Annotated in this window: 26 protein-coding genes and 1 pseudogene; 19 read left to right on the top strand and 8 right to left on the bottom strand. The window is 41.2% G+C overall.

The features are described from left to right. Window positions 1-102 precede the first annotated feature (102 nt). The gene (locus WKK05_RS17890; RefSeq protein ID WP_341530928.1) at window positions 103-1,938 is read right to left on the bottom strand and encodes an iron uptake porin; all 1,836 of its coding nucleotides are present in this window, start codon (window positions 1,936-1,938) and stop codon (window positions 103-105) included. Window positions 1,939-2,516: 578 nt separating this feature from the next. Between WKK05_RS17890 and WKK05_RS17885 the strand changes: the two are divergent. From WKK05_RS17885 to WKK05_RS17875, 3 genes and pseudogenes are all read left to right on the top strand, one after another. Then, a pseudogene (locus WKK05_RS17885) lies at window positions 2,517-3,074 on the top strand (IS4 family transposase); the annotation flags it as partial. A 254-nt stretch (window positions 3,075-3,328) separates the two neighbouring features. Beyond that, window positions 3,329-4,318, top strand: a complete 990-nt coding sequence (locus WKK05_RS17880) for a homogentisate phytyltransferase (protein WP_341530927.1) — start codon at window positions 3,329-3,331, stop codon at window positions 4,316-4,318. Window positions 4,319-4,321: 3 nt separating this feature from the next. After that, on the top strand, window positions 4,322-4,786 hold the full coding sequence (locus WKK05_RS17875) for a tetratricopeptide repeat protein (protein WP_341530926.1): 465 nt from the start codon (window positions 4,322-4,324) through the stop codon (window positions 4,784-4,786). Between the two features lie 30 nt (window positions 4,787-4,816). Here the strand turns inward: WKK05_RS17875 and WKK05_RS17870 are convergent, their stop codons facing one another. Further along, the gene (locus tag WKK05_RS17870; RefSeq protein ID WP_341530925.1) at window positions 4,817-5,557 is read right to left on the bottom strand and encodes an SDR family oxidoreductase; all 741 of its coding nucleotides are present in this window, start codon (window positions 5,555-5,557) and stop codon (window positions 4,817-4,819) included. A gap of 452 nt (window positions 5,558-6,009) precedes the next feature. Here WKK05_RS17870 and WKK05_RS17865 point away from each other — a divergent pair, with 452 nt between their 5' ends. After that, window positions 6,010-6,738: a response regulator transcription factor gene (locus WKK05_RS17865; protein WP_341530924.1), complete on the top strand. Its 729-nt coding sequence runs from the start codon at window positions 6,010-6,012 to the stop codon at window positions 6,736-6,738. A gap of 142 nt (window positions 6,739-6,880) precedes the next feature. Here WKK05_RS17865 and WKK05_RS17860 read toward each other — a convergent pair whose 3' ends face one another. Then, window positions 6,881-7,147, bottom strand: a complete 267-nt coding sequence (locus WKK05_RS17860) for a helix-turn-helix domain-containing protein (RefSeq protein WP_341530923.1) — start codon at window positions 7,145-7,147, stop codon at window positions 6,881-6,883. Between the two features lie 879 nt (window positions 7,148-8,026). Between WKK05_RS17860 and WKK05_RS17855 the strand changes: the two genes are divergently transcribed. Continuing rightward, a complete protein-coding gene (locus tag WKK05_RS17855) occupies window positions 8,027-8,278 on the top strand; it encodes a hypothetical protein (protein ID WP_341530922.1) in 252 nt (83 codons plus the stop codon). Between the two features lie 152 nt (window positions 8,279-8,430). Here the strand turns inward: WKK05_RS17855 and WKK05_RS17850 are convergent, their stop codons facing one another. Continuing rightward, complete coding sequence (locus WKK05_RS17850; RefSeq protein WP_341530921.1) at window positions 8,431-9,021, bottom strand: HD domain-containing protein; 591 nt, start codon at window positions 9,019-9,021, stop codon at window positions 8,431-8,433. Between the two features lie 498 nt (window positions 9,022-9,519). Here WKK05_RS17850 and WKK05_RS17845 point away from each other — a divergent pair, with 498 nt between their 5' ends. The 4 genes from WKK05_RS17845 to WKK05_RS17830 all read left to right on the top strand — a co-directional run bounded on the left by WKK05_RS17845 (window position 9,520) and on the right by WKK05_RS17830 (window position 11,058). Next, a complete protein-coding gene (locus WKK05_RS17845; protein WP_341530920.1) occupies window positions 9,520-9,780 on the top strand; it encodes a hypothetical protein in 261 nt (86 codons plus the stop codon). Window positions 9,781-9,821: 41 nt separating this feature from the next. Then, window positions 9,822-10,124: a hypothetical protein gene (locus tag WKK05_RS17840; RefSeq protein WP_341530919.1), complete on the top strand. Its 303-nt coding sequence runs from the start codon at window positions 9,822-9,824 to the stop codon at window positions 10,122-10,124. A 79-nt stretch (window positions 10,125-10,203) separates the two neighbouring features. Then, window positions 10,204-10,386, top strand: a complete 183-nt coding sequence (locus WKK05_RS17835) for a hypothetical protein (protein WP_341530918.1) — start codon at window positions 10,204-10,206, stop codon at window positions 10,384-10,386. Window positions 10,387-10,629: 243 nt separating this feature from the next. Then, window positions 10,630-11,058 (top strand): hypothetical protein, encoded by a 429-nt coding sequence (locus WKK05_RS17830; protein ID WP_341530917.1) that lies wholly within the window; start codon window positions 10,630-10,632, stop codon window positions 11,056-11,058. 438 nt (window positions 11,059-11,496) lie between these two features. Here the strand turns inward: WKK05_RS17830 and WKK05_RS17825 are convergent, their stop codons facing one another. The 3 genes from WKK05_RS17825 to WKK05_RS17815 all read right to left on the bottom strand — a co-directional run bounded on the left by WKK05_RS17825 (window position 11,497) and on the right by WKK05_RS17815 (window position 15,093). Beyond that, window positions 11,497-13,572 carry a hypothetical protein gene (locus tag WKK05_RS17825; protein ID WP_341530916.1) on the bottom strand — a complete coding sequence of 692 codons (2,076 nt, stop codon included), beginning with the start codon at window positions 13,570-13,572 and terminating at the stop codon, window positions 11,497-11,499. Window positions 13,573-13,689: 117 nt separating this feature from the next. Then, window positions 13,690-14,139, bottom strand: a complete 450-nt coding sequence (locus WKK05_RS17820) for an orange carotenoid protein N-terminal domain-containing protein (RefSeq protein WP_341530915.1) — start codon at window positions 14,137-14,139, stop codon at window positions 13,690-13,692. A gap of 462 nt (window positions 14,140-14,601) precedes the next feature. Continuing rightward, a complete protein-coding gene (locus WKK05_RS17815) occupies window positions 14,602-15,093 on the bottom strand; it encodes an orange carotenoid protein N-terminal domain-containing protein (protein ID WP_341530914.1) in 492 nt (163 codons plus the stop codon). Window positions 15,094-15,498: 405 nt separating this feature from the next. Here WKK05_RS17815 and WKK05_RS17810 point away from each other — a divergent pair, with 405 nt between their 5' ends. Beyond that, window positions 15,499-15,840 (top strand): hypothetical protein, encoded by a 342-nt coding sequence (locus WKK05_RS17810; RefSeq protein WP_341530913.1) that lies wholly within the window; start codon window positions 15,499-15,501, stop codon window positions 15,838-15,840. 463 nt (window positions 15,841-16,303) lie between these two features. On the opposite strand, the gene WKK05_RS17805 is transcribed toward WKK05_RS17810, so the two are convergent. Continuing rightward, the gene (locus tag WKK05_RS17805) at window positions 16,304-16,702 is read right to left on the bottom strand and encodes a DUF6335 family protein (RefSeq protein WP_341530912.1); all 399 of its coding nucleotides are present in this window, start codon (window positions 16,700-16,702) and stop codon (window positions 16,304-16,306) included. Between the two features lie 356 nt (window positions 16,703-17,058). On the opposite strand from WKK05_RS17805, the gene WKK05_RS17800 reads away from it, so the two are divergent. The 9 genes from WKK05_RS17800 to WKK05_RS17760 all read left to right on the top strand — a co-directional run bounded on the left by WKK05_RS17800 (window position 17,059) and on the right by WKK05_RS17760 (window position 26,091). After that, window positions 17,059-17,436: a DUF2267 domain-containing protein gene (locus tag WKK05_RS17800; RefSeq protein ID WP_341530911.1), complete on the top strand. Its 378-nt coding sequence runs from the start codon at window positions 17,059-17,061 to the stop codon at window positions 17,434-17,436. A 213-nt stretch (window positions 17,437-17,649) separates the two neighbouring features. Further along, entirely contained in the window at window positions 17,650-18,747 is a 1,098-nt protein-coding gene (locus tag WKK05_RS17795) for a DJ-1/PfpI/YhbO family deglycase/protease (RefSeq protein WP_341530910.1), read from the top strand. 184 nt (window positions 18,748-18,931) lie between these two features. Next, the gene (locus WKK05_RS17790; RefSeq protein WP_341530909.1) at window positions 18,932-19,630 is read left to right on the top strand and encodes an SRPBCC family protein; all 699 of its coding nucleotides are present in this window, start codon (window positions 18,932-18,934) and stop codon (window positions 19,628-19,630) included. A gap of 58 nt (window positions 19,631-19,688) precedes the next feature. Further along, window positions 19,689-20,858 (top strand): zinc-dependent alcohol dehydrogenase, encoded by a 1,170-nt coding sequence (locus tag WKK05_RS17785; protein ID WP_341530908.1) that lies wholly within the window; start codon window positions 19,689-19,691, stop codon window positions 20,856-20,858. A gap of 64 nt (window positions 20,859-20,922) precedes the next feature. After that, a complete protein-coding gene (locus WKK05_RS17780; RefSeq protein WP_341530907.1) occupies window positions 20,923-21,459 on the top strand; it encodes a hypothetical protein in 537 nt (178 codons plus the stop codon). Window positions 21,460-21,827: 368 nt separating this feature from the next. Continuing rightward, entirely contained in the window at window positions 21,828-22,997 is a 1,170-nt protein-coding gene (locus tag WKK05_RS17775) for a zinc-dependent alcohol dehydrogenase (RefSeq protein WP_341530906.1), read from the top strand. An 80-nt stretch (window positions 22,998-23,077) separates the two neighbouring features. After that, a complete protein-coding gene (locus tag WKK05_RS17770; protein ID WP_341530905.1) occupies window positions 23,078-24,262 on the top strand; it encodes a Gfo/Idh/MocA family oxidoreductase in 1,185 nt (394 codons plus the stop codon). 124 nt (window positions 24,263-24,386) lie between these two features. Then, on the top strand, window positions 24,387-24,728 hold the full coding sequence (locus tag WKK05_RS17765; RefSeq protein ID WP_341530904.1) for a cupin domain-containing protein: 342 nt from the start codon (window positions 24,387-24,389) through the stop codon (window positions 24,726-24,728). Window positions 24,729-25,167: 439 nt separating this feature from the next. Then, window positions 25,168-26,091 (top strand): manganese catalase family protein, encoded by a 924-nt coding sequence (locus WKK05_RS17760; protein WP_341530903.1) that lies wholly within the window; start codon window positions 25,168-25,170, stop codon window positions 26,089-26,091. Window positions 26,092-26,246: the final 155 nt, after the last annotated feature.

The raw sequence follows: 26,246 nt of genomic DNA, 5'->3' as shown, positions 1-26,246 counted from the left end.
CGCACCGAACGTCTGGGATGGTGCGTTGCGCTGCACGACAACACACCCTACTGGCGTACGATTTGAAGCTAAGGGAACACAAACAAACTACTAGCCGTTGATTTAGAAAGTGAAGGTAGTACGAACTACACCCACAGTTGTTGTATCGTTATTGCTATCGCTTTCAGGATTAAAAAGGACAAATGCACCTGGAGTAATGCTGATATTGTCGTTGATCCGAAAGCGGTAATAAGCTTCTAAATGGTATGGAACAGCTCTGTTTGCACCCGCAGGTGATAGGCTAGCTGCACCACTAGCATCGGTGCGATACAGTGGCTGACCAAAAATAATACCTGCGTTGTTCCCCTTGTGGAATAAATCGTTGAAATGAAGGCCTGCCATCCAACTGGTGAAGGTAGTAGAAGCATCAACAGCACCAGAGGAATCGTCAACAAAAAACGCCGCGCCATAACCAGACAAAGCGATGTTTGGAGTAAATCGCCAAGTCAAAGTTCCACCAACGGAGTTAAGTCTTACAGGTGTCCCTAAATCAACCCCTGCTAAAGCACCGATATCACTACTAGTTAATCCTGTGCCAAGAATGTTTATCTCGTGATAGCTGTTGGCATAGTTCAGACCAATATCTATAGAACTACTTGGTCTAAAAGTCAATTGAGCTGCTACGACACTACTACCCCCAAATACGCCAGACCCTAAAGGTGTTCCAGAAACTCCTGGTAGTATTTCGCCAGCTTCTTGAGCAACGTTAGCACTTACACTGCCGTACAAAGCTCTGAAATCCAGTTGCTCTGAGATATTAAAAATAAAGCCAGCAGCAGATGCTAAACCAGAACCAGAAGTGCCTCCAGAAATACGCACTACAGGGTTCAAACCAGCGAAGCGAGAAATCGCCTCTTGTCCTTCACCATAAAAAGGAGTAATCGTAGGAAAAGCATCCGACACTTCAGCAGCAGTCCCAGCAAACAATGTCAGTTTATCAGCAACGGGAAAGATGTAAAGCAGTTTGTAAAGCTGAACAGAGTTGGCACCGATTTCTGTTAGTGTTTTGGGTTCAACCCCAGGAAATTGAGGTTCAAAACTAGTACGAGCGCTGCTAGAACTGAGGATTGGTGATGCTAATCCTAAACCCTCTTGAAGGCTACCACTTCCATCTACACCACCTAAGAAATTATATGCTTGCAACCCAGTAAGCAGTAAATCTTTACCAGTGAAACTGGTGGTAAGATTTAACCGGACTCGGTTTGTCAGAATAATATTAGGGTCATCCCGATCTGGAGCGCCTCCTGTTGCACCGATAGCTGCAATAATTACTTCACCATTCAGTTTGGTAGTTGTGGAAAACTGATTGGCCTCTAATTCAGTGGTGCGAGCTTCCAAAGCATCTACTCGACCTCGTAGTGTAGCTAATTCAGGAGAAAATTCTTCTTGCAGTTTTTGCAAGGTGGCTAAATCTTGCTTTGTTACCAAGTCACCAGTTGCGGTGGCAATTAGCTCGTTGACTCGATCTAAACAGGCATTCAAACCAGCGGCAAATTCATAACGAGTCAGCGCACGGTTACCTCGATATGTGCTGTTTGGATAGCCAGCAATACACCCATAGCGCTCGACTAGAGATTGTAGTGCAGCGAAAGCCCAATCTGTAGGTTGAACATCTGACAATTGCGATACAGATGTTACCTGTGCTAGCAAATTTTTTCCAAGAGAGGGGCGTGGAGATTCCGAAGTAGTTTGAGAAGAATCACTAAAGGGAGGGAGTGCTAATTCAGCACTTTTATAATTCTCATTGGTTGTTCTATTACTAGCTTTTTCAGAAAATTTTATAGTCTGAGTATTATCTACACCTGTTTCAATTGCAGGTGTTGCCAGTACAGGTATACATCCAGCGAGTAGGCATAGAAAACTTGCTCCACTAACAGAAGCTAATAAACTTACTTTCACAGTTTTTCCTCACAACCAACAATGAATATATGTATTTCAAACAATGCTTTGAAATACGAGAAACTCTTTATTTATTATTAAAATATATTTGTGTATAAAAGAAACAATTTTATTTATTTAACTGTACTAATAAATTTATAAGTTGTATAGCCATCGCTAATTATCAGTAGATACTTTATAGCTCATTATCTTATTGGAATAAGCATAATCTATTAGACCTATAGTGAAATTTCTATGCATGATTGTTATTTATTCAAACATATATTATGCCTGAGTATTGACATTTTTCAATACTCAAACAAAGGAATATTTTTTTATTTTTTTAAGAACAGATGATTATAAGAATACATCTTAGTGCTTGATCAAGCAAGTACCTAAGAATAATTTTGCTGCCTTCTTAGCAATATTATCTTTTTAGCTAGTTTCAAATATTACGTGCAATTACAGTATAAATAAGTAGACAAAAGTGATTGCGCTCTCGCACTGTTCTCAAGCTGATCGCTTATATCATTTAACTTTTAAAATGATACAAATACGTTGCTAGGGTCACAGCAATATTCCCTACGACAAATCTATCACTAGTATTAGATGCAGAAAATAGATTTCCCTTGGGGATAAGTACAGTACAACTGTAGACTGGAGATATCAACCATCAAGATAAGCATGAACGAAACTACAGCCAATTGCCAATAGAAGAGAAAGAATCATACAAATGGCTGCGTTGAGCTGATGAAACTCAACAGTGCATGAGTGTTGGTGAAGCCAAAATGATTACCCGTACTGGTGACCGAGAAAAGGCATTGTTAGTTGTTCGCCGTGTAACGGTGAGAATTCAACGTCCAGATAAATTAAATGGGCAAGACTATCCTGCTAGTGTGACACTTTATGCAGTTGAAGCGGTTGAAGTCAACCCACCACCAGGTCAAGCAGCGATTAATTGGCGACTGCTCACCACCCAGCAAGTTGTTTGTTTAGAACAGGCACTGCAAGTGATTCGATGGTACACATGGCGAATCGAACAACTGTTTGCCACTCTGAAAACTGCGGGATTAAATCTCGAAGCTACCCAATTAGAGCCGATTGCTGCCATTCAACGATTGACTGTGTTGGCTTTGTCTGTAGCTGTGCGAATTTTACATAGGTTTCAAGCTAAATGAGTAAAACTTGGTTATTTACTGTGGTAAATCTGTTTTTTATGATTCCCACTGGTAAATGCGATCGCACAAGTCTGGGAATTAGGGACTGGTGATTAGTAATGCATAAATTTTAGATAGTCGATGCGTTAGCCTACGGGGTAACATACCCGACGATTTCAGGTTTAGATTTAGTTAATGGCAAAATTCTGTGACAATGGTTAACAACAAGTCAGAATACTGTATCTAAGCTACTCATGAGCCAGAGTTCTCAAAACAGCCCTTTGCCACTCAAACCTGTTCCATCATCTTTCAATTGGCTTTATGCTTTTTGGAAATTCTCTCGCCCGCACACGATTATTGGTACAAGTTTAAGTGTCTGGAGTTTATGTTTAATTGCTATTGCCATTAGTAATCGGACTGTTTCCCTATTCCCTACAGACGTGATTAATCGCGTCTCTACAAGTTCCCTACTACCTCTGTTGGGGGCATGGATTTCTTGTTTATGTGGCAATGTCTACATTGTGGGGTTAAATCAATTAGAAGATGTTGAAATTGACAAGATTAATAAACCTCATTTACCGCTGGCATCAGGAGAATTTTCTCGACAAACGGGGCAGTTAATTGTTGCTTCTACCGGAATTTTGGCATTAGTCGTAGCTTGGCTAACTGGGCCATTTTTATTCGGAATGGTGGCGATTAGTTTGGCAATTGGTACTGCTTATTCTTTACCACCAATTCGCTTGAAACAGTTTCCTTTCTGGGCAGCACTTTGTATTTTTTCTGTGCGCGGCACGATTGTAAATTTAGGATTGTATTTGCACTATAGTTGGGCATTACAACAAAGCCAATCAATTCCGGCTGTGGTGTGGGTGCTGACGTTATTTATTTTGGTGTTTACATTTGCGATCGCTATCTTTAAAGATATCCCAGATATGGAAGGCGATCGCCTCTATAATATCTCGACTTTTACGATTGAACTCGGTGCGCCATCTGTATTTAATCTCGCGCTTTGGGTGATAACTGTCTGTTATTTAGGAATCATTTTAGTTGCTGTACTGCATCTTGCTTCAGTCAATACCATATTTGTGGTAATTAGTCATCTAATTTTGCTAGCTTGGATGTGGTTGCAGAGTTTCGGTGTAGACTTGCAAGATAAAAGTGCGATCGCTCAGTTCTACCAATTTATCTGGAAACTCTTTTTTATCGAATACTTAATTTTCCCTATCGCCTGTCTTTTGGCTTAGACAATGTTAGAAAACTTTTCAATTAGTTCTATAATTGCTGGCAGCGTAGTTGTTTTTAGTTTGGCAATTCTTGCATACTTTGGCTGGAAAACTTTGATTACCTCAGACTTGTTTCAAAAAGGAATTAATCTTGCTCAAGCCAAAGACTACGAAGGTGCAGAAGCCGCGTTTCGTCAGGTGATTTCTCTCAACTCTACTAATGATGTGGTGCGCTTATTTTTGGGAGATGTTTTAAACAAGCAAGGCGAAGTAGAAGAAGCAATAGCATTATACCGGGAAGTTATTAGCCGCAGTCCTAAAAATCCTGATGCTTACTTGCGTTTGGCAAATGTTCTCATTCAGCAACAGCAGCCAGAAGAAGCTAAAACTAATCTATTACAAGCGAAAGATTTATTGCAAAAACAGCGTCAACCAGAAAAAGCTCAAAAGATTGCTAATCTTTTAGAGCAAATCAACGCTAAGTCATAAGTAGAAAAAACTGAATTCGGAAGTTACTTTCTACCAAGGAAGTACGCCATTCTCATCAAAATACCCTCCGGTAGAACCATCAGCAGGTAGAGTTGCAAGTCTAACTGCTGCTGTCGCTCCCTGCTCAACAGTACGATAACCTTGGTATTGATTAATGTCAGTTGCTGTGAAACCAGGGTCAGCAGCATTGACTTTAATTGGGGTATCTTTTAACTCAGCTGCCAAAATAACTGTTATTGCATTCAGTGCTGTTTTTGATGAGTTATAAGCAAGAAGCTTAAAACTAGCAAACTCATCATTTGGGTCAGAGTTTTTAGTAATAGAACCTAAGCCACTTGATAAATTTACTATTCGACCAGCAGAAGACTTCTTCAAGAGTGGCAACATCGCTTTTGTAACTGCAAATACACCGAACACATTGGTCTCATAAGTAGTTCGCAGTGTTTCAATCTTAACTTGACTGGGCGGAACGCGATCGCCATCAATTAGTATCCCAGCATTATTGACAAGAATATCAAGTTTTTCAAATTCGCGTTCGATTTTTTGACCTGTAGAGTCGATTGTTTTTTGGTCGGTGACATCAAGTTGAACTGCTCTGGCGTCTATATTATCTACACGAAGTTTGTTCGCCGCGTCTTCACCGCGTCCTATATCTCTGGAACCAATTAGAACAGTCGCCCCTCTAGAACCAAGCTGACGGGCGATTTCATACCCGATACCCTTGTTTGCACCTGTTATCAGCGCAACCCTGCCTTTTAAATCTTCTGACATATTACTCTCTATAATTTAATAGACACTGACTATTGATATTTGGGAATAAGTCTACTACATAAGTATTAAGACTTATGGTCTATACAAATAGTGAACTATGTGCTTAACGAGATTCAGTAGTTTAAGTGGTTAATTGCTGATCAAACTTCAAAAATCAAACTTTAACATCTAAAGTTGCAATACATAGCTAATTATTTTTGTCAACATATATTAATTTCTGATAAGTGAAAGCGACAGAATCCGGGCTTTTTTGAGATGTCTAGGTTTTTGTTTCTCACAACAGGATTGCTATAGTAAATATACAGATTTTAATAGCTAAATAATCCCTAAAAATAGGGATATAATAGGGCTTACTGAGTAAAACTAAATTTGGGCAAAAAGTTCAGATTTGACTCAGGCGATCGCAGTAATAGAGGACTAAGAGTTCTCGCGGTGAAGGAGCCTTGAGAAGCTTGGAAACTCATAAAGGAAAAATTTTAGTGGTAGACGACGAAGCCAGCATTCGTCGGATTTTGTCGACGCGCCTTTCTATGATTGGCTACGATATAGTCACGGCGAGCGACGGAGAAGAGGCTTTGGAAATTTTTCGTCAAGAGGCTCCTGATTTAGTAGTTTTAGATGTGATGATGCCAAAGCTAGATGGCTATGGTGTGTGTCAAGAATTACGTAAGGAATCAGATGTGCCAATCATCATGCTAACAGCCTTGGGGGATGTTGCAGATCGGATTACTGGCTTGGAATTGGGTGCGGATGACTATATGGTGAAACCATTCTCCCCCAAGGAGTTAGAAGCGAGAATTCGTTCTGTGTTGCGGCGGCGCTTAGCCAAAAATACTGCTGGTATTCCCAGTTCAGGGATGATTAATGTCGGCAATATCAAAATTGATACAAATAAGCGGCAAGTGTACAAAGGAGATGAGCGCATTCGGTTAACGGGTGTAGAGTTTAGCTTACTAGAGTTGCTAGTAACCCGTTCTGGAGAAGCCTTTTCCCGATTGAAAATTTTGCAAGAAGTTTGGGGTTATGTACCAGACCGTCATGTAGATAGCCGTGTCGTGGATGTACATATCTCCCGGTTGCGAGCCAAGTTGGAAGATGACCCCAACAATCCAGAATTTATTCTGACTGCAAGAGGTACTGGTTATCTTTTCCAACAGATTGTTCAATCAGAGCAAGCATAACTTTTTCTGGCGTCATCAAAAGTTGGGTAAGTGTAACATTTATTGCATGGCTAACGGCAGTCGCTTAGCCAATCGTTGATACCAATTTTCTTGTCTAGAGCGTTAATTGTAATTATACAGAAATGTCTCTTTTGCTAAGCCACTATTCATCACGTGCCTTTCTCCCTCTTCCTGGTGCATCCCATAATCCTACTAAACCCTGGCTTTGCCAGCGATGAATTGTGTGATGTACAGTTTTTACTACCCAGTTCAAATCCTGTGCTATCTGTTCGTTTTTTTTACCTTGAGAATTCAACAGTAAAGCAGTTGCACGGTCTTTAGTACGCTTTGGAACTTTTGACGATGTTTGCAGTTCTAACAGCGTCCGATGTTCTTCTCGATTTAGAAAAATTCTCAGTCTGCATCCCATTTCTAATTACCTCTATCCCAATTTATGCGTTAATTTAATTTAGTAGTTATGAAACTTGCAGTATATTCATGTACTTGAACAACATACTTACATCAGAAGCTTGGAGAGCTAGAAGTAAAACTGGCTCTTGCGTTTAAATGCATTTCTACAGCAGAATTCAGAAGTCAGAAGTAAAATTGGCTCTTTATCTGACTTTTACATTGAAAATGTGTACCTCATTAACTTGCAACCTGTTGTATATACAGCTTGCATTGAGATTATCGTATTGTCAGGGTAAGTATTATTTGAGCAACCCAATCAATATTATTTAGGGGAATCAAGCTGTTCTTAAGCAAAGGAAGCAGTGAAAGAATAAGAATTTTACTTGCTACCATAAACTCTGCAAAATTAGTGTGATGTAATACTAGTTAGTAAGTTCTATTAAGGGCATTAAAAATATATTGCTTGTAGTTCTCAACACAGCAATTTTAACCTCTATCAATGACATTTACTGTCTAATTTATGTGTTTCAAATAGGATTTTGTTTGTGGATTTTCTGTTTACTTAACACATACATAATATACAACATCTCAACATCTTAATTGATGTATTATATAAAATATCCTACTTTTCCTACTTTTCCCACTTTTGTAAAATTGAAAGACTAAATTAATAGACTAGCTAAATTAAAATTTTCTCGAGTGTGTTTGATTTATTAGAGATATAGCGATTCTCATCTGAATGAGGTAAACGGATAAGCACACGACATCTGATGTTGTAGTCTTAGCAAGGCTAGCGGTTGTTTAAAGACGCTTGGCTAATCCGGTGGTTGAACAGCATATGAGAAACATGGCTCATTTCACTTATGCATATCCGAGCAACTAATAAGGATTTTTATTGATGATAGATTCAAATGACTGTCAGGATAAGTTGAATCAGGAATACTGGCAATCAGCGTTATGTCAGACTATCTGTAACGACTGTGCTTTTCATGCCAAAGTAGAAAGAGCCATAGAGTGCATTCACCCTGACGAACTTGAAGTTAATTGTTCTACTGTCATTTTTTGCAATTCTTTCCAAGCAACACAAGAAGTTGAAAGTCCTTGTGTCTCTTTCGGCAATGATGATAGTGAATACAGCAGAATTCAGTAACCAAGAATCAGGAGACAAAAGTAAATCCGGCTTTATATCTAGTTTTTCAACTTAGACACTGTACTTTATTGCTTGCAAACTGCTGTAATAGACTGCTGCAAATCAGTCAACCAGATTAAACATAAAATCTGCGTCTCAATTACGAATTAGGATTATTCTTGTTTTGTATGCTCACCCCAAGGTTCGCGAGCGAAGATCCGGTGTACCATAGGCTCAAAGAAAGTTAGCGGCAAAGTATCATAGTTTGGATCAAAGGATTCTTGATCCCAGTTGTGGCAAAACTCAGCAGTGCGCTCAAAATAAGGATGACCACGAAACTTTTCACGTGCATTGCGATCGCGTCCGATGTGATGCCAAAAGTAGTATCCTTGAAAAATCCCGTGATGTTCTACTATCCAATAGGTAGATGCGCTGACATAGGGTTGAAGGATATCGGCCGCCAGAGCAGCATGATTTGTGGGTGCTAATAAATCTCCAATATCATGGAGTAGCGCCGCAACTACAATCTCTTCTTCAGCTCCATCTCGAAAAGCTCGCGTTGCTGTTTGTAAAGAATGCTGATAGCGATCAATTAGATTTCCTGGGTAACTCTCTTGTAAGCCGAGTAAAAGTGTCAATGCATGATCAGCCACTTTATTTAATAACGGCTTAGAGTGTTCTCGCAACACAAGATAGTCTTCTTGTGTCCCATCTGCCATTCGAGTATAGGTTGCGATCTGTCTTTTTGTAGGTGAGTCTGACATGAAATAACTCCTACCGTCAATCTTCTAAATTCTTCTATTTATACTGACATATAGCAATCAAGTCCGCAGAGCCAACGCCATTCTCTACAAGTTGCGGAACCAGCCGACTAGAAAGAATTGCCAAAATGGTTATGAAGCTTGAAAAAACTAGGGTTTGAGCAGGGTAAAACCCAATATAATTACAAAATTTATAGACGTTGGGTTATGAGACAAAACGGAATCGCTACAGATTTAGAAATGATTTCTTAAATTTATATGACTTAATCAATCATTTTTTTTGATTAAGTTAACAAAAAATTAAAATGGCTGTTATCAATCAGCTATATTACAGTGGAATTAGCTATCACAACTAAGCATATTAGATTTAACTTCAAAAACTTATAAATCTCAATATGCTGTCAAAAACGAGCAAAATCAAGCTTAACCAATCTAGATATTACAAGAGTGTACCTTACAACTTACTAGCAAAATATGAACTGTGACTAATCAGCATTTTATATGGATGATCACAATCAGGTAGACAAACATAACTTTCTCTACTATCGCTATCAATATCTAGGTCAATTCACACCAGAAAATTTGCTATTCAATGCCAATCTTCAGGAATTTTCTCAACGAGTCAGTTACATTTGCAATCTCTATACTGGGGGGAAACTCTCTTTTGAGGAGTCTTATGAGGAAATTGAAGCCCTTTGGCAACAGTTAACACAGAGCTTTAAGGCACTAAAAATTGAAAAAGATACTACTAATGATTGTTAACAGTGAATGAGCTTTTACTTAAACAAGGATGGACAAAATCTATGATAAATACAAGTAATTTACCCGAACCTGTTGGTGAAACCACCGATGTAGAAACTTGGCTTAGTAGGGCTGGGTTAAAATTTGAAGACTTAAGTAACGATCCTATTAGTGTAGCAATCCGTAGGCAATGGCGAGAGTACCAAACTGCGGTACATAGATGCTGTGTAGCTCTACACGAAACACCAGAACGTGTTCAACTGGGCGGCGTTTATGCCAAGCTGAGAATGCCTAATGGCGCATTATTAACAGAGTTCAAAAAGACGTTATCCAAAAATAATGAGGAAAATGGAGCGCTCCAGTAATTAAATGCACCTCAGATGCAACGATAAGTTTTAACTGGATTGCTATCAAGCTAGGTTCAAGTTCCACTCGGAGAGAATAATGCAATTAGAACCGGGACAGCAGGTTATCTGGAATTACAAGCCTCGTCAAGGCTATAGCGATCACAAAATCCCTGCCCAGATTATCAAACTGGGAGCAAAGCGAGTGCAAATCAAAGTCCAAAAGACTACGGGCGAATTTCTCCATCGTTGGGTCTATCAAAACAGGCTAGAGATTCAGTAACGAGCATCTAAATCTCTTCCTTAGTAGGTTTGTCTGAATTTGTAAAGTAAGACTAAAGCGATCGCTTAACCCATCTCTGTTGATTTTCTAACTAATTCCAGCAATGCAGATGTCACTATTTCTAAATTAACGTGAGTTCGACAAGTGCTATGTTGACCTCTCCCCCAGCCCTTCTCCTACGAGGCTACGGTGTACACACAAGTTGAGCAGCATAGGTTTCAACTCTTTTAGTAGTTTCGTAGCGTGCGTTATGGACACGCCGAAATAACAAATGCGAACGCCGAAATAACAAATGCGAACGCCGAAGTAACAAATGCGAACGCCGAAGTAACAAATGCGAACGCCAAAGTAACAAATGCGAACGCCGAAATAACAAATGCGAACGCCGAAATAACAAATGCGAACGCCGAAATAACAAATGCGAACGCCGAAATAACAAATGCGAACGCCGAAATAACAAATGCGAACGCCAAAGTAACAAATGCGAACGCCGAAATAACAAATGCGAACGCCGAAGTAGCAAATGCGAACGCCGAAATAACAAATGCGAACGCCGAAGTAGCAAATGCGAACGCCGAAGTAACAAATGCGAACGTCGAAGTAACGAATGATATTAATAAGACTTACGCACTGAAGCCTGAAACCTTGATCCCCTCTAGCCCCCCTTTTTAAGGCTACGGTGTACACAGAAGTCTGAAACAGCTACTCATCTGGGTTTAAGTATTGGTTTTACCCCACCCTAACCCTCCCCTTGTAAAGGGGAGGGAACTAGATTTCTTGTTTCCCCCTTGTAAAAGGGGAGATTAAGGGGGGTAATTCGACTTGTGTGTACACCGTAGCTTTTTAAGGGGAGCAAAAACTAGATCCTCCCAACCCTTTTTTAAGGGGGGCAAAAACCTCTCCAAGTCTCCCTTTTTAAGGATTTAGGGGGATCAAAAGCCTGTGACACAACTTTAGAAGACTTGTGTGTACACCGTAGCTCCTACGAGGAGAGGGGAGTAAAACCATGATTTTTTCGTTGCTCCTCCCTCTCCGCTTCGGAGAGGGAGGTCGGGAGGGAGAGGTTCATCGAACTCACGTTAAATTAAACCAAATTCAGAAGCGACATATTTAAGGAGATTGTACTGGAACAATTTCTGGATTATCGTCCAAAGAGAGGAGAAACTCTATTAACTCAGTTTGGTCTTGAGTAGTAAAACCAGCTTGTTTATCTACCCAGTAATTATGTCCACTACCGTCGACATTCGACTTTTGCAAATTGGGTTGAGCATGACTCGCTACAACCACTTGCCTACGTAAGTTGCGGTCTACAAGTACTCGCAGACTGGCACTTGGGTCTGGTGCAATGCCCTTTAATGAAGTCCCTGCTATTCCTAATTGGTCAGGTTGAACTACTTTATAGCCGTTTGTATCCTCTTGCAATGCTTCTTTACTAGCGGCAACACCACCATCATGCAAATAAGGTGCAGTCAGGTAAAGTCCGATTAAGCTAGGCACTTTATAACCGCCTGAGTTGCCAATAGCAAAAGCAAGTTTGTAGTCTTCTTGTGCTGTAATATCTGTTGGCACATCTAGTACTGGAGAATTTTTTGGCAGAGGAACTGACACGTTACTAGGATAAGTCTGCGGGGTGATGAAGTTTTGAGCGAAAGCTGCTTGAGCTGTTGCACGTGAAGACTGAGATTTGATTTCTCCTGCTGCGATGACGTGATTGTTGGTGAAATACCTGCCGCTATGGCATTCAACACATCCGGCTTTCGTGAAAATCGCTGCACCACGCTGTAAAGACGTTGTATGCAATGTCTTTACAGGTGGTGGTGCTAAACTATTTTGAAAAGCAGACATTCCATTGAGTTGTGCAGCAACTGGCTGTCCTGGGGAATTTGCCATCAATCCATCTAAAATAAATGGTGAACCTTTGGGATATCCTGGCATTTGAATCACTTCATTGATGCCTGGAGTACCGGGAGTCGGGTCAATTTTCTGGAAAAATTCCGAAGGTTTAGCACCTTTTGGCAATCTAAAGGCTGAATTGGCAGAATTTTGCAGAATTATACCGAGATAAGTCTCTTTATCAATGCCTAGTAGCTGCTTACTAGCATCAGCACCCGTTGTCTGGTCTGAGTTTGTTCCATGAACGTTGCTATTCAGTGTCGTCAGTCCGTGGAACCAGCCAATTGCGGCGTTGCCACTCCAGCCATAGGGATATGCTGCAAAAGTGTAGGAAGATGGATTTTGAGATGGATTGTTTTTGTTGTCGCCTGTAGAGTCAAAGTTACCAGGAGGCCAAGCTAGTAGTTCTTCATCAACAGCAGCTTCTAAAGCTTCGGCTTTTGGTAAACGTGCTTTTTGGTTGTCCGTATTGATGTAAGTAGTTCCGCCACGCCGAACCATCAGGGGATTAGCACCTGTTTGCCGAAACCATGCCGCAGAGTTACTTGCTAATGCCAGAATTGTGCCAGTATCAAGGTCGTTATTAGGTGCGCCTTCTAAAATGCGTCCGGTAGTTTTATCTACAGCAGCATGGCAGGCTGCACAGGTGATACCAACGCGAATTTTGCCGTGGTTGATGCGGGTGACAATTCCCAAAGGAAACAAAGAACCTGCGGGAACATCCATACCAGTGTTGAGAATATCGCCTTTTTTAAAGGTATGCTCGCCTACCTTCATATCTCTATCTATGGATACTTGCAGATTTGTTGTATGCTTACCACCAAGGGAGGCGATCGCTTTGGTTAAGTTGCCAATATTTAATGGCCCATCAAGAATCCCAGTAACATCAGTTAAAAAGAACTCATTACCAAAGGTTTCTGTATAAAAAGCTTTGCGTCCCAGTTCAATTAAATCCTCAGTAATAGCAACAGCACCATTATTTTCTGATAGCAGCTGTTTACCAGCGTCTGTTTTGAGCAGATTTGCTGCAACATCTTTATTAACTACTTTACCTAGTACATCGTATGAACCAATTTCCTGGGCTGTAGGTTGGGTTAAGGGTGTATATGTATTATTAATGCTTGGCGCTTTTGGCAAGGTAATATCAATTTGGTATGCCCAGAAGCCAACAAATATAATCACAGCCAGCAGTATAAGAAATCTGCGTAGCCGGAAAAAGGTTTGCAGTAAACTTTGCTTCTGGGATTTAAAACCATAATTTGCGTCTTTTGTCTGTTCGGGAGAAGATACCATAAGACTTGATTTGAAAATGAAGAGTAAGAAGTAGATAAAAGTAACTTTTTTGGTGATAATTTTTACAAAAAATATGGGTGAGATATTGCCCCACCCATATTTTTGAACTCATAACTTTTACAGTACCCGCTTCAAGAAAGTTACTAAATCTTCAAGATTCGGGGTGTGAAGTAAATCCAGTACTTCCGTTACCTCTTCAGAAGGTAAATAGTCATCTGGTATGTCGATAATTGAAGCTCCCAAGTTTTGGGCTAACTGATACCAAAAAGCCAATTTATCGTCAATACTCAGTGAAGTATATTCTTCAGTAGAAATTCCTGTTTCCCTTCCTTCACTTTGACCTAGCAACTGACGTAAGGCAGGTAATTGTTCTGTCTTAGAAAGTTTTTGAATTTTTGCTACTAAACTTGTACTAGTTTCATTTGGTGTCTCCTTGAGAGTAAGCGCCGGAACTTCATCAGCAATTTCGGAATAAAGTAACGCTAGTACTGATAAGCGCTTATCTGTATCCAAATTCTGAAACTTTGATACAGCCTCTTCTAAAAAATTGATATTCGTAGAAGTCATAATAACCTCCGATAAATTAGTTACACTTTTATAAATGCATTTGTAATTTATTTTTAAATAGTAAAAATGTAATTAAATCTACAGTATTAAAGTTTTTACTGAGTTTATTTTTCACCTGATTAACTTTATAATTTTAAGTCTTAATTGAGAAACTATAAAAAGTTAGAGGATTAATGCATAACCTATATATTTAAACCAGCCGTAAGACAGAGTAAATAAAGTGTTATTAAATTTAAATTATTGGATACGAAACAAAGGGCGTAAAGATTTTAGGGTGCAACTAACCCAACGATAGACATAGATGATCACAGAGTAAAAGTTTTAGTTTTTACTCTGTGTTTATTTATCAAACAACAAATGAAGAGGAAGTATTGCTATGGGAGTGTTTGACTCCGTAGACAACTAGCGTCTTGCTTTGCCAACTTCTAGCAACTGCTGTTCATCATTAATTCAGCAAAATTCCTAAATTTCAGCACCAGCTTTTGGTTCAGCGCCGAAAGGTGCAACATAATCACGGAAAAGAGTAATTTGTTGCTCAAATGATAATCCGATAATTCTGTTAAACACTGCTTGAGCTTCTGAAGGAAGCTGATAGTCAGAAGGTACAGGAATAATAGTGCCATTATCCATACCTTGAGATAGCCGATACCAAAATAAAAGCTTTGTGGTATCACCTAATGACCCATATTCACGAGAAATTTGGGTATCTGCTTTATTAATTAAATCCCGCTGAACTTGTAATTGTTCTTCGTAGGATAATTCCTTAACTTGATTAAACAAACCTTCAGCAATTTCTGGAGAAACAGTACTAGCACCAGGTGCTGCTGGGGTAATCGATTTACCCATTTCTTTGTAAATAAACCAGAATAAAGCGAGCTGTTGATCTACATCCAAATTTTGCCAAGCTTGAACGTGTTCGCGAATAGTTGGATCACCAGTTTGGGTGTATGTCATTATCAACTCCGATTGCAATGATTAATTAACTATTATTAGCAAGGTTATCAAATGTACATTTGAGGTTTTACCCTACTGAAGACAGATGTACCGAAATCGCAGAGCAGAATAATTATAAATAGAACATCAATCGGGCGGAGTGTAGCCCTGCATTAAAAACATTTTTAGTTGGATTAAAAACCAACGATAAAAATAAATTTAATGCAGGGGATAGTGAAGGAGTTTGGAATTTGAATGTTATTAAAGTATTGACATTTTTCAAGAAATAATACCAATTCTCTGTAGGCTGCACATTATTTTGACCCCTCCCAACCTCCCCTTACTAAGGGGAGGAGCCGTAGGCGGTGGGGTTGTTCCTATGCATCTTTATACAGAATTGGTATAAGTAGGGAGACAAAAATAATATTGTGTGATTGCGAGCAAAGCGCACCACTGCGTGGAAGCAAGCTACGCCTTGGTCTCGTAGAGAAGCAATCTCAAATCCTTGCGACTGCTACTCTGCGGGAAGGCTTCTCTACGAGACGCTATGCGAATACCTACGTCTTACTTCGTTCCACTCGCAGTGACAGGATTATATTTTATTGTGTCCACTTACTTATTCCAGTGGATAGACCTTTAGAAGGTAAAGTTGTGATTATTATTGGTGCTGGTTTGTTGGCAAAGACCTTGGTGTCGCAGAAACAGCATTTAGGATACGCTTTGCACCCAAAGGCAAATTACGCCTCGGTCACTTACGGTAAGAATTAGAAAATAAAGCAACCCAGCAACTAAAGTAGGTGTGTAACCCTGTCTAGTTTATTTGTGTCTTATCCCTGTTTTGTCACTCTGGGAAAAGAAAAATCAAAGCCAAATTTTGAACTGTAGATAGAACAGGCATTTGAGTGTTTATTTTCTAACACAATGGCTGAAATCATGGTTTTTTGGTAAAAGTCTTATGCTGTAAGCATTCCAGATTATTCTCTCCCGAAAGTGATAAAAGAGGGCTTATACCAATTCACGAAAATCTTGATACATATAAATTTCTCGTAGGGACACAGCATTGCCGTGTCCCTACCAAAGTATTTGTATCATTCTTAAAGTGAAATGGTATTAGTGGTTAACAAAATTGATTATTCAACCACAAAGACACCAAGACTAAAGTAAAATCACCCAGATGTTCAAGGAATCAAGCAAGTTTTTCCATCATACAGGGCTACACCTTTACGCTAAATTACTCCCGTCTGTCTTGATAATCTTCAGAAGACTTTGGATCTAACTCCCAGCGAGAGTCATCACGTTCCTCTAAAATATCGTTGGTGCGAAGAAAAGTTCTATCATCCATTTCTAGCCCTACTGCTGCTTCTAATTCCTCAGTTACATTTTGGTCGGGAGTGGGAGCAGTGCCACCAACAGCTTCATCGCCTACTGCATCTGCATCTTCCCAATAAGCATCAACATCCCCACCAGTAAGTTCGGGACTAGTTTCTGTATACTCGCGCCTTTCGTCACGGATTGAGCGTCCACCAATATTGTATCCTGGCAAGTCTTTCACACCAGTGCCATAAGATTCGGTAATTTCCTGCGGCAAATCATTGGTAGTGATTTCGTCATTATGATTTTTTTCTGCCATGATTACTAGCCATTTTCTGCATCCTCACAATAACCTTTTCTTGCCGCTAGATTGTCCTACTAGCGATATATTGCTTTAGTAATAAACTAATCTATCCCCCTAGTACGAAGATAAGCTAATGTTTAAAGCCTACCATTGAGAATATAAATTCATAGTCAAGCAATTTGTAGTTGAAGTTATTTAGTTACGAGTTAGGAGTTATGAACCTACGATACTACACTAAAAACTGTTAGCTCGTAACTTTTTTATTCACCTACTATTTTTACTAGCTATTTTACTTTTGTGTTTATGCTTGCGACTACCTAAATGCTAAATCCAAGCATTAATTTAATTAATTTTGTCAGCGGAGGTAGATAGTGGAATACGACGAGTTTATTACACACGTTCAAAGTCTTACTCAATCCAATTCTCGCGAAGAGGCAGAACGTGCTACGCGTGCCACACTGGAAACCATTAAAGAACGTATCCCTGCGGATGAGGCAGAAGAATTGGCTGCCAATTTGCCCCAGCAGACAGCTGAATATTTACGGGGGCGAGAGGGCGAACCTGCACAAAACTTTAACTTGCAAGAATTTATTACCCGCACCAGTCAAAAAGAAAATGTAGAACCAATTACTACTGCAATTCATGTGCGGGCTGTTTTCGCTGTCTTACAAAATGCCGTTCCTCCAGAGAAATTCGCTAAACTTCATGCCTATTTATCTCATGACTATGAAGAACTTTTTGTCACTTAACCATTTAGCGAATCACCTGCGGCACAACAGCGATTAGGAAATTAAAAATTCCTACCATCAATCCATCAATAGCGATCAGACAACCCATCATCAAAGCTTATGGTAAATAGCATGAACATTATTAATTTACTAATTTAATAATGAAAACAAGCTAGTTACCAGATAGTTAAATACTTTATTTAGTTAAAAAACAGAGATAAGCAGGTAATACTAATGGTACAGAGTAACAATCATTCCGGTAAGAAAAAAGTTGCCATCCTCATTGAAAACGGAGTAGAGGATGTAGAATTTACAGTTCCTTATAATGGGATAAAACAAGCGGGAATAGAAGTAGTAGTTCTTGGTTCCCGCATGAATGAAAAATATAAGGGGAAGCGTGGCAAGCTCAGCGTACAAGCTGATGGTACTACGACAGAAGCGATCGCAGCCGAATTTGATGCAGTAGTAATTCCTGGTGGAATGGCTCCTGACAAAATGCGACGCAACCCCAATACAGTACGCTTTGTCCAAGAGGCGGTGCAACAAGGCAAACTAATCGCAGCAGTTTGTCACGGGCCACAACTAATAATAGAAGGCGACTTGCTCAAAGGGAAACAAGTCACAGGTTTTATTGCCATCCGCAAAGACATTATTAATGCAGGTGGAAACTATATAGATGAGCCACTTGTAGTTGATGGGAATTTTATTACTTCTCGTGAACCTGGAGACTTACCAATTTTCACCACAGCTATCTTAAGTCGTTTGGGTTATGGTGGCAAAGACGCTGCATTACCAGACGAGAAAGATACAACTGCGGAATGGTGGAAACTAGCTGATGCTTGGGGTGGCTCAACTAAAAGTGAGATTGGTAGAGGCTTAAATACTGCCCTTGCTGGTGAGCGTTATTCGCTAGAAGCATTAGAAAAGTATGCCGAAAAAGAATCGGACACAGAAGTAAAATCTGTCTTTGGGGAGATGATTGGCAATAAGCAACGCCACATCGAAAAACTGGAAACCTATCTCCACAGACTTGGTGAAAAACCTTCTTTAACCGCAAATGTAGCTAATCAGTATGCCAAGGTGAAAACTGCCTTGACAGGAAGTGACGACATTTTCCAGTTACGTTCCGCTTTGGGCGATGTGCAAACGGGAATAGGCGATATTGGCAATTTATCTGCAATGTTTACTGACCCAGTAGCAACTGCCATTTTTAAACAAATTTACCACGATGGATTGAAATACGAGCAACGGTTACTGGAATTGTACCGAGCGCGGTTAGGCACTCAAATTCAGCCTCCTAAACCGACTACAGGGGCCGCTGTGTCGATGTAAACCATTGTAGAGACGTTGCAATGCAACGTCTCTAGCAAAAGATTTGTTGCAATCAATCATTAATTGAATCGGTATCAGGTTTTTTAAATAAACGGACGAAGTACAGACAGCGGAGTTTGCTAGAGAGGCAAACAAGAGTGTTTGTATCTGAAGTAGAGATTTATTGATAGGGAGAGATAAAAAAGTGACTTCTACACCAGGAGACAAACTAAGTACAAGTCAAGGGGAAGCCAGTGAAGTTGAGCGCTGGGCATCTCTCATAGGTGGCGGTGCTATGGTGCTGATGGGTTTAAAGCAAGGCTCTTTACGGGGAGCGCTAACAGCTTTAGCTGGTGGCGGTTTGATTTATCAAGGTGCGACCAAACAAAGCACGATTCAACAAGCACAGGAAGCTATAGGTGTGAATAAACCCATCAAAGTTGAAAAGACAGTCACTATCAATAAATCGGCGGATGAACTGTACCGCTTTTGGCACAACTTTGAGAATCTGCCAACATTCATGAAGCATCTCAAATCTGTGAAAGTTTACAACGAGAAACGTTCCCACTGGATTACGAATGCACCCTTGGGTAACAGTGTAGAATGGGATGCAGACATTCTCGAAGACCGAGAAAACGAGTTTATTTCTTGGGCTTCCGTTGAAGGTGCAGACGTTGATAATTCTGGTTTTGTCCGCTTTAAAAAAGCACCAGGCGATCGCGGTACGGAAGTCAAGGTTGTTCTAGAATATAACCCCCCTGGTGGAGCGCTAACAGCTGCGGTAGCTAAACTTTTTGGTGAAGAACCAGAACAGCAAATAGGCGACGAATTACGCCGCTTCAAAATGCTAATGGAAACAGGCGAAATCGCCACCACCGAAGGTCAACCTTCTGGACGCAAGTAGGCAGAAGGGAGAAGAAGAATACCACTGACAAATGACCAATGACAAATGACAAAATAACATGAAAGCAGTTTGCTGGTACGGCGCTAATGATGTCCGTGTGGAGACAGTGCCAGATCCAAAAATTCTCAATCCGCGTGACGCTATTATCAAAATTACTTCAACGGCGATTTGCGGCTCGGATCTCCATATTTATGGCGGTTACATTCCCACAGTTAAACAAGGTGACATTATTGGTCACGAATTTATGGGGGAAGTCGTAGAAGTTGGTAGAGGAATCAGCAACTTAAAAATAGGCGATCGCGTTGTTGTTCCTTCTACAATTGGCTGTGGTAATTGTAATTACTGCCAGCGTGATATGTGGTCATTGTGCGATAACTCCAACCCCAATGGTTGGATTGAAGAAAAGTTATTCGGCAATATCACCTCAGCAATTTACGGCTACTCTCATGCCTTCGGGGGTTATGCAGGCGCACAAGCAGAATATGTGCGAGTACCTTATGCTGATGTCGGTGTTGTTAAAGTTCCGCCAGATTTGCCGGACGAGATGCTATTATTCATCTCCGACGCCATCCCCACCGGCTACATGGGTGCAGAATTATGCGATATTCAGCCAGGTGATACTGTAGCCGTTTGGGGTTGCGGCGCTGTCGGACAGTTTGCCATGATCAGCGCCTACTTGATGGGTGCAGAAAAAGTTATCGCCATAGACCGCTTTCCCGAACGTCTGGAATTAGCCAAAAGATACGCCAAAGCCGAAGTAATCAATTATGAAGAAGTTGATGCTGGCGAAGCGTTAAAAGAGATGACCGGCGGGAGAGGCCCCGATGCGTGTATTGATGCTGTTGGTTTAGAAGCGCACGGCGTGGGTTTAGAAGACTTTTACGACCAGACTAAGCAAAAACTACGCTTAGAAACCGACCGTCCTCACGTACTGCGTCAAATGATGGTCGCTTGTCGTAAAGGAGGCACCCTTTCCGTAATGGGTGTTTATGGTGGCTTTGTGGATAAAATGCCCTTTGGTGCAGCCTTCAACAAAGCCTTAACTTTCAGGATGGGACAAATGCATGGACAAAAATATATGCATTTACTGTTACAGCTAGTCTTAGATGGAAAACTCGATCCATCTTTAGTTGTTACCCATCAACTACCCTTGGAACAAGCACCCTACGGCTATGACATATTTCAACAAAAAAAGGACAACTGTATCAAAGTTGTTCTGAAACCTTGAGATAGCTAATAGCTATTAGCTATTAGCTAAATACAGCATTAAATAATTAAATCGGAGGACTTTTATGACTCATGTAATTTCTTGGCTACGGAATCTACGTTTGCGTCAGGTTATAACAGTTGTTCTGGCAGGATTGACAGTTTTTGTTATGCAAGCTTTTGGCTATACACTGCCAGCACAAGCTGATAACACAGTGAGAACACCAGAGGGTACTTATTACAAAGGAACACTCGATGTCAGAGAGAGCGTTAGGAATGATAATCCGTTAGGTGAAAGAGCTAGTAGAATCTTGAAAGATACTACCGATGGTGACAGAGCAAGGACAAACCTTAGAGACACTGCTGATAACGCCAAAAGAAATCTGAGAGACACTGTTGATAATGCCAGAAGAAACATCGGTGACACTGTGAGAACCCCAGAGGGAACTTATTACAAAGGAACCCCTAATGACGACGAAAACATAATTGAAAGAGCCAAAGGAACTGCTGAAAATATCAAGAACAAACTTAATCTTGATGAACCATTACCTCGCAGTACAAAAGAGTTTTTGAATGCCAAACCTAAAGAAGGTGAAGGATATTATAAAACTCCTGCAAGATAATTTGTTCTTAGTTATTTCTCCTTTGTAAACTAGTGTAATAAGTCAGTCCTAAAGGCGGGTTTCCGAGCTAGTGCTTTACCGATGAGAAGTTTAAGCGAAAGCTTCCTCTGATTGCGCCAAACTCACTACCAAAGTCATCAGAACTTCTCTTAAAGGAGACCAAGGCGAACAAGAATTTCCGCTATAGGAAACTGGCTTAAAGCTCTTCTCTTTAGAGAGAAGGAGATACCCAGATGGTCATTTGTGCAAAGACAAATGACGAAAAATTAGGTCAAATGGCCATTGATACGTTGCAATTCAAAATTCAAAATGAAGAATCTTTTTTGAATTTTGAATTTTCCCGAAGGGTTGACTAAGGAATATTTACTATGAAAGCAGTTTGCTGGCACAGTGCCAATGATGTGCGAGTTGAGACAGTGCCAGATCCTAAAATTCTCAACCCACGTGATGCCATTGTTAAGATTACCTCAACAGCGATTTGTGGTTCAGATTTGCATCTTTACAATGGCTACATTCCCACAATGGAAAAGGGGGATATCCTTGGCCATGAATTTATGGGAGAAGTCGTGGAATTGGGAAGTTCTGTAAAGAATGTGCAAATAGGCGATCGCGTCGTTGTTCCCTTCACTATCTCCTGTGGTAATTGCTTTTTCTGCAATCGCGATTTGTGGTCATTGTGCGATAATTCAAACCCCAATGGGCCATTGATAGAAAAGTTAATGGGTCATTCACCATCTGGCTTATTTGGCTACTCTCACCTATTTGGTGGTTATGCAGGCGGTCAAGCTGAGTATGCGAGAGTTCCCTTTGCAGATGTCGGCTTGTTCAAAATCCCTGATGGATTAAAAGATGAACAAGTATTATTCTTAACAGATATTTTTCCCACAGGTTACATGGCGGCGGAAAACTGCCACATTAAACCCGGCGACATTGTTGCGATTTGGGGTTGTGGCCCAGTTGGGCAATTTGCTATCAGAAGCGCACATCTGTTCGGTGCAGAACGCGTGATTGCGATCGACCGGGTTCCCGAACGTTTGCAAATGGCTAAAGAACAGGGCAAAGCCGAAATCCTTAACTACGAAGAAGTGGATGTCGGTGAAGCCCTCAAAGAAATGACTGGCGGTCGTGGCCCCGATGCTGTGATTGATGCAGTCGGGCTAGAGGCACACGGCACTGATTTTATGGGTTTATACGACCAAGTAAAACAAGCAGTGCGTCTAGAAACCGACCGTCCCACAGCTTTACGGAATGCAATAGTAGCTTGTGGTAAAGGTGGTCACGTATCCATTGCAGGGGCTTACGGCGGCTTTTTAGATAAAATCCCGATGGGTGCAGCCATGAACAAGGGTTTAACTTTCAAAATGGGACAAACCCACGTCCAGAGATACTTGCGCCCGTTACTAGAACACATCCAAAACGGTGACATCGATCCATCCTTCGTCATCACCCACACCCTACCACTAGAACAAGCCCCACACGGTTACGAAATCTTCAAGCACAAAAAAGACAACTGCATCAAGGTTGTACTTAAACCATGAGCTGTTTCGCAGAGTCAAGAGTCCAAAGTCAAAGTATTGATCTTGACCCTTGACCCCTGACCCTTGACTTTTGACTAACAATGTTCGACATCCTCAAATCAGAACTTACACGCCGTACCCTTTTATATAAAGCAGGTTTTGGGTTCATGGCGCTTGGTGTGGCTGGGGCAGTGGGAACAATTCTTAGACCAATGCGGACTCTAGCGCAAGCGGGGCCAGCATCAACCAAGGAACCGCCTCTACCTCCAGACAAAAAGTTAGGATGGGCGATTGTTGGTTTAGGCAAGTTTGCCACACAACAGATTATTCCATCCTTTGGTGAATGTAAGCGTTCAAAGTTGGTAGCTTTAGTGAGTGGCGATCGCGCCAAAGCTGAGCAATATGCACAGCAATACGGTGTTAATCCCAAGAATATCTATAACTACCAGAACTTCGACAGTATCCGCAATAATCCAGAGGTAGATGTTATTTATATCATCTTGCCTAACGGGTTACACGCCGAATACAGCATTCGCGCCGCCCAAGCTGGTAAACACATCATGTGTGAGAAGCCGATGGCGATTAATGTCGAGGAATGCCAAGCAATGATTAACGCGGCCAAAAAAAGCGATCGCAAGTTAATGATTGCTTACCGAGCCCAGTATGAACCTTACAACCTCGCAGCTATCGAACTTGCTCAAAGCGGGAAACTTGGTAAATTAAAAGCGATCGTTTCTGACCACGGACGCAACCTCGACCCCAAAGACCCCGCAGACCGCTGGCGGGCAAATAAAAAACTCGCTGGCGGCGGTTCTCTTTACGACATTGGTATCTACGCTTTAAATGCCACTCGGTACATCACAGGCGAGGAACCGCAAGAAATCAGCGCCATGATGTATAGCACCCCTGGCGACCCCCGCTTTGGGGAAGTCGAAGAAAATGTCAACTTTATGCTACGTTTCCCTAGTGGAGTACTTGCCAACTGTACCTCCAGCTACGGCTACGCCGATACAAAACGTATCCAAGTCTTCGGGGCTGATGCCACCTTAGAATTAGATCCAGCAACTGACTACTATCAACACCGTCTCACAATTAAGCGCAAAGACGGCAACGAGGAGCGAAATATTGAAGAAAAGAACCAATTCGCCCTAGAGATAGATCATTTGTCCGAGTCTATTATCCAGAATAAACAACCTAAAACTCCAGGTGAAGAAGGTTTACAAGACGTGAGGCTGATGCAATTGATTTACGAAGCAGCACGCACAGGCAAAACAATCAAAGTTTAATCCGTAGCACACAAAATCTACCATTTTGAAAAAAGAATCTAACAGATAGACCATTGTTATGGAGAGATGCGCCATAGCACATCTCTACCATAATCCCCAATTCCCAAAAAATGAGGAAACAAATATGACTGATACAAGCGTGACAAAAATAGACTCTACCCATTCACCCAAAGGTCAGCTAGGCCAGAAATATCTCGCATCTGGTAAGTCTGTGTCGATGCGTCTTTGGGAAAATGAACAACCGGGAGAAGCCAAAGAATCAAAAGCACGGGAATATGAAACAGTTGGTTATGTAATTAATGGTCGCGCAGAGTTACACATTGAAGGTCAAAAGATTTTACTTGAACCAGGAAACTCCTGGGTAGTGGCAAAAGGAGTCTCCCACACCTACAAAATTTTGGAATCATTCACCGCTGTTGAAGCAACCAGTCCGCCCGCTCAAGTTCATGGGCGTGATGAAGATTGAAATGTAATTATTTACTCTTTTCCCTTCTCAGATTAGTCAAATCAAACCAGAGGCAGAGTCTCTGGTTTTTCTGTTATTTTTTCACCTATTAGACTGAAAGATCAGATTTATTGACCCTGCTAGTGAACGAACTTCCCTCCGTCAATATACTTAAAAATAAAGTATTTTTTCTGTAACTACAGAATGATGAACATAAAAGATTTAAGAGGTTTCCTAGAAGTATAAACAACGATAGGCAGTCTAACGCTACTTGCTACGCTGCCTTGAGCCGCACACAATACAGTTCGGTTAAAGATTGTTACTACAGATTTCATGCGTGTAGAGACATTGTAATGCAACGTCTCTCAATCGAAGTTGAGCAACCTGCTAGGCTGCCTTCACAAACATCAGAAAAGTCTGAATTTGTGTCAATTCAATATTCAATCAATGAGGAAGGCTAATGTTTTACCATACGAAACGGTTACAGTACTTCACACCACCTACAAATCCTGATGCAGTTTATGCCAAGAAGGTTCAGGAACTCATTGGTGGTGTATTTGGGGAAATGACCGTCATGATGCAGTATCTGTTTCAGGGTTGGAACTGTCGTGGCCCTGCGAAGTACCGAGATATGCTGCTAGACATCGGTACTGAGGAAATCGGTCATGTCGAGATGCTAGCCACGATGATCGCCCATCTGTTGGACAAAGCCCCAATTAAATACCAAGAGGATGGTGCAAAAGATCCAGTTGTCGGTGCGGTTATGGGCGGTATAAACCCACGAGATGTGATTACAGCAGCCATGAACCCACAGCACGCCATTGTTTCAGGCGGAGGTGCTACACCAAGTGACAGCGTTGGTTTCCCTTGGAATGGTCGCTTCATTGTCGCTAGTGGTAACCTCTTAGCAGACTTTCGCTCTAATCTCCATGCTGAATCTCAGGGTCTCGTACAGGCTGTACGGTTGTTTGAAATGACAGACGACCCAGGAGTGAAAGATACCCTCAGTTTTATGATCGCCCGCGATACCATGCATCAAAACCAGTGGCTAGCAGCGATTGAGGATCTGCAAAGAGAAGGATTTGAAGGTACAGTTGTTCCCAAAGTCGCACACGAATATGGGAAGAACGAATTTGCCTATCAATTCTGGAACAACTCAGAAGGTACTCAAAGTGCCGAAGGTCGCTGGGCAAAAGGGCCTTCCATAGATGGCAAAGGAGAATTCCAGTATGTTGAGAATCCTGAACCACTGGGGACAGAACCACATCCACCGCAGCCTGATCCTCGACTTCACGGCACGCCCAAAGATCCAGCATTGCAGCAGCAAGGTAACGGTGCTAGCGCACCCCCTTTAGTTGAACGCACGACGGTTATCGGCGAATAATATTGATACTCCTAAAGCCGTAATTGCTTTCGTGTAATTAACTCCAACGTTTCCAGTAAAAATCACAACAGACTGGCATATACGATGAGTATGTGTCAGTTTTCTTATTTATATAACTAGGTAGACATAATTAAATGTAAAATGCCAACCAGACA

This window comes from Nostoc sp. UHCC 0302, from assembly GCF_038096175.1.
In the GTDB taxonomy this organism is placed as follows: domain Bacteria; phylum Cyanobacteriota; class Cyanobacteriia; order Cyanobacteriales; family Nostocaceae; genus UHCC-0302.
The sequence above is the reverse complement of the archived record's forward strand: the minus strand, read 5'-3'. Positions and strand labels throughout refer to the sequence as shown.

Excerpts from the sequence above, each read along its gene's own strand:
- WKK05_RS17775 (WP_341530906.1), top strand. The coding sequence starts at position 21,828 with ATGAAAGCAGTTTGCTGGCACAGTGCCAATGATGTGCGAGTTGAGACA.
- WKK05_RS17835 (WP_341530918.1), top strand. The coding sequence starts at position 10,204 with ATGCAATTAGAACCGGGACAGCAGGTTATCTGGAATTACAAGCCTCGT.
- WKK05_RS17820 (WP_341530915.1), bottom strand. The coding sequence starts at position 14,139 with ATGACTTCTACGAATATCAATTTTTTAGAAGAGGCTGTATCAAAGTTT.
- WKK05_RS17780 (WP_341530907.1), top strand. The coding sequence starts at position 20,923 with ATGACTCATGTAATTTCTTGGCTACGGAATCTACGTTTGCGTCAGGTT.
- WKK05_RS17840 (WP_341530919.1), top strand. The coding sequence starts at position 9,822 with ATGATAAATACAAGTAATTTACCCGAACCTGTTGGTGAAACCACCGAT.
- WKK05_RS17850 (WP_341530921.1), bottom strand. The coding sequence starts at position 9,021 with ATGTCAGACTCACCTACAAAAAGACAGATCGCAACCTATACTCGAATG.
- WKK05_RS17760 (WP_341530903.1), top strand. The coding sequence starts at position 25,168 with ATGTTTTACCATACGAAACGGTTACAGTACTTCACACCACCTACAAAT.
- WKK05_RS17805 (WP_341530912.1), bottom strand. The coding sequence starts at position 16,702 with ATGGCAGAAAAAAATCATAATGACGAAATCACTACCAATGATTTGCCG.
- WKK05_RS17875 (WP_341530926.1), top strand. The coding sequence starts at position 4,322 with ATGTTAGAAAACTTTTCAATTAGTTCTATAATTGCTGGCAGCGTAGTT.
- WKK05_RS17870 (WP_341530925.1), bottom strand. The coding sequence starts at position 5,557 with ATGTCAGAAGATTTAAAAGGCAGGGTTGCGCTGATAACAGGTGCAAAC.
- WKK05_RS17855 (WP_341530922.1), top strand. The coding sequence starts at position 8,027 with ATGATAGATTCAAATGACTGTCAGGATAAGTTGAATCAGGAATACTGG.
- WKK05_RS17785 (WP_341530908.1), top strand. The coding sequence starts at position 19,689 with ATGAAAGCAGTTTGCTGGTACGGCGCTAATGATGTCCGTGTGGAGACA.
- WKK05_RS17815 (WP_341530914.1), bottom strand. The coding sequence starts at position 15,093 with ATGACATACACCCAAACTGGTGATCCAACTATTCGCGAACACGTTCAA.
- WKK05_RS17825 (WP_341530916.1), bottom strand. The coding sequence starts at position 13,572 with ATGGTATCTTCTCCCGAACAGACAAAAGACGCAAATTATGGTTTTAAA.
- WKK05_RS17845 (WP_341530920.1), top strand. The coding sequence starts at position 9,520 with ATGGATGATCACAATCAGGTAGACAAACATAACTTTCTCTACTATCGC.
- WKK05_RS17770 (WP_341530905.1), top strand. The coding sequence starts at position 23,078 with ATGTTCGACATCCTCAAATCAGAACTTACACGCCGTACCCTTTTATAT.
- WKK05_RS17860 (WP_341530923.1), bottom strand. The coding sequence starts at position 7,147 with ATGGGATGCAGACTGAGAATTTTTCTAAATCGAGAAGAACATCGGACG.
- WKK05_RS17795 (WP_341530910.1), top strand. The coding sequence starts at position 17,650 with ATGGTACAGAGTAACAATCATTCCGGTAAGAAAAAAGTTGCCATCCTC.
- WKK05_RS17765 (WP_341530904.1), top strand. The coding sequence starts at position 24,387 with ATGACTGATACAAGCGTGACAAAAATAGACTCTACCCATTCACCCAAA.
- WKK05_RS17880 (WP_341530927.1), top strand. The coding sequence starts at position 3,329 with ATGAGCCAGAGTTCTCAAAACAGCCCTTTGCCACTCAAACCTGTTCCA.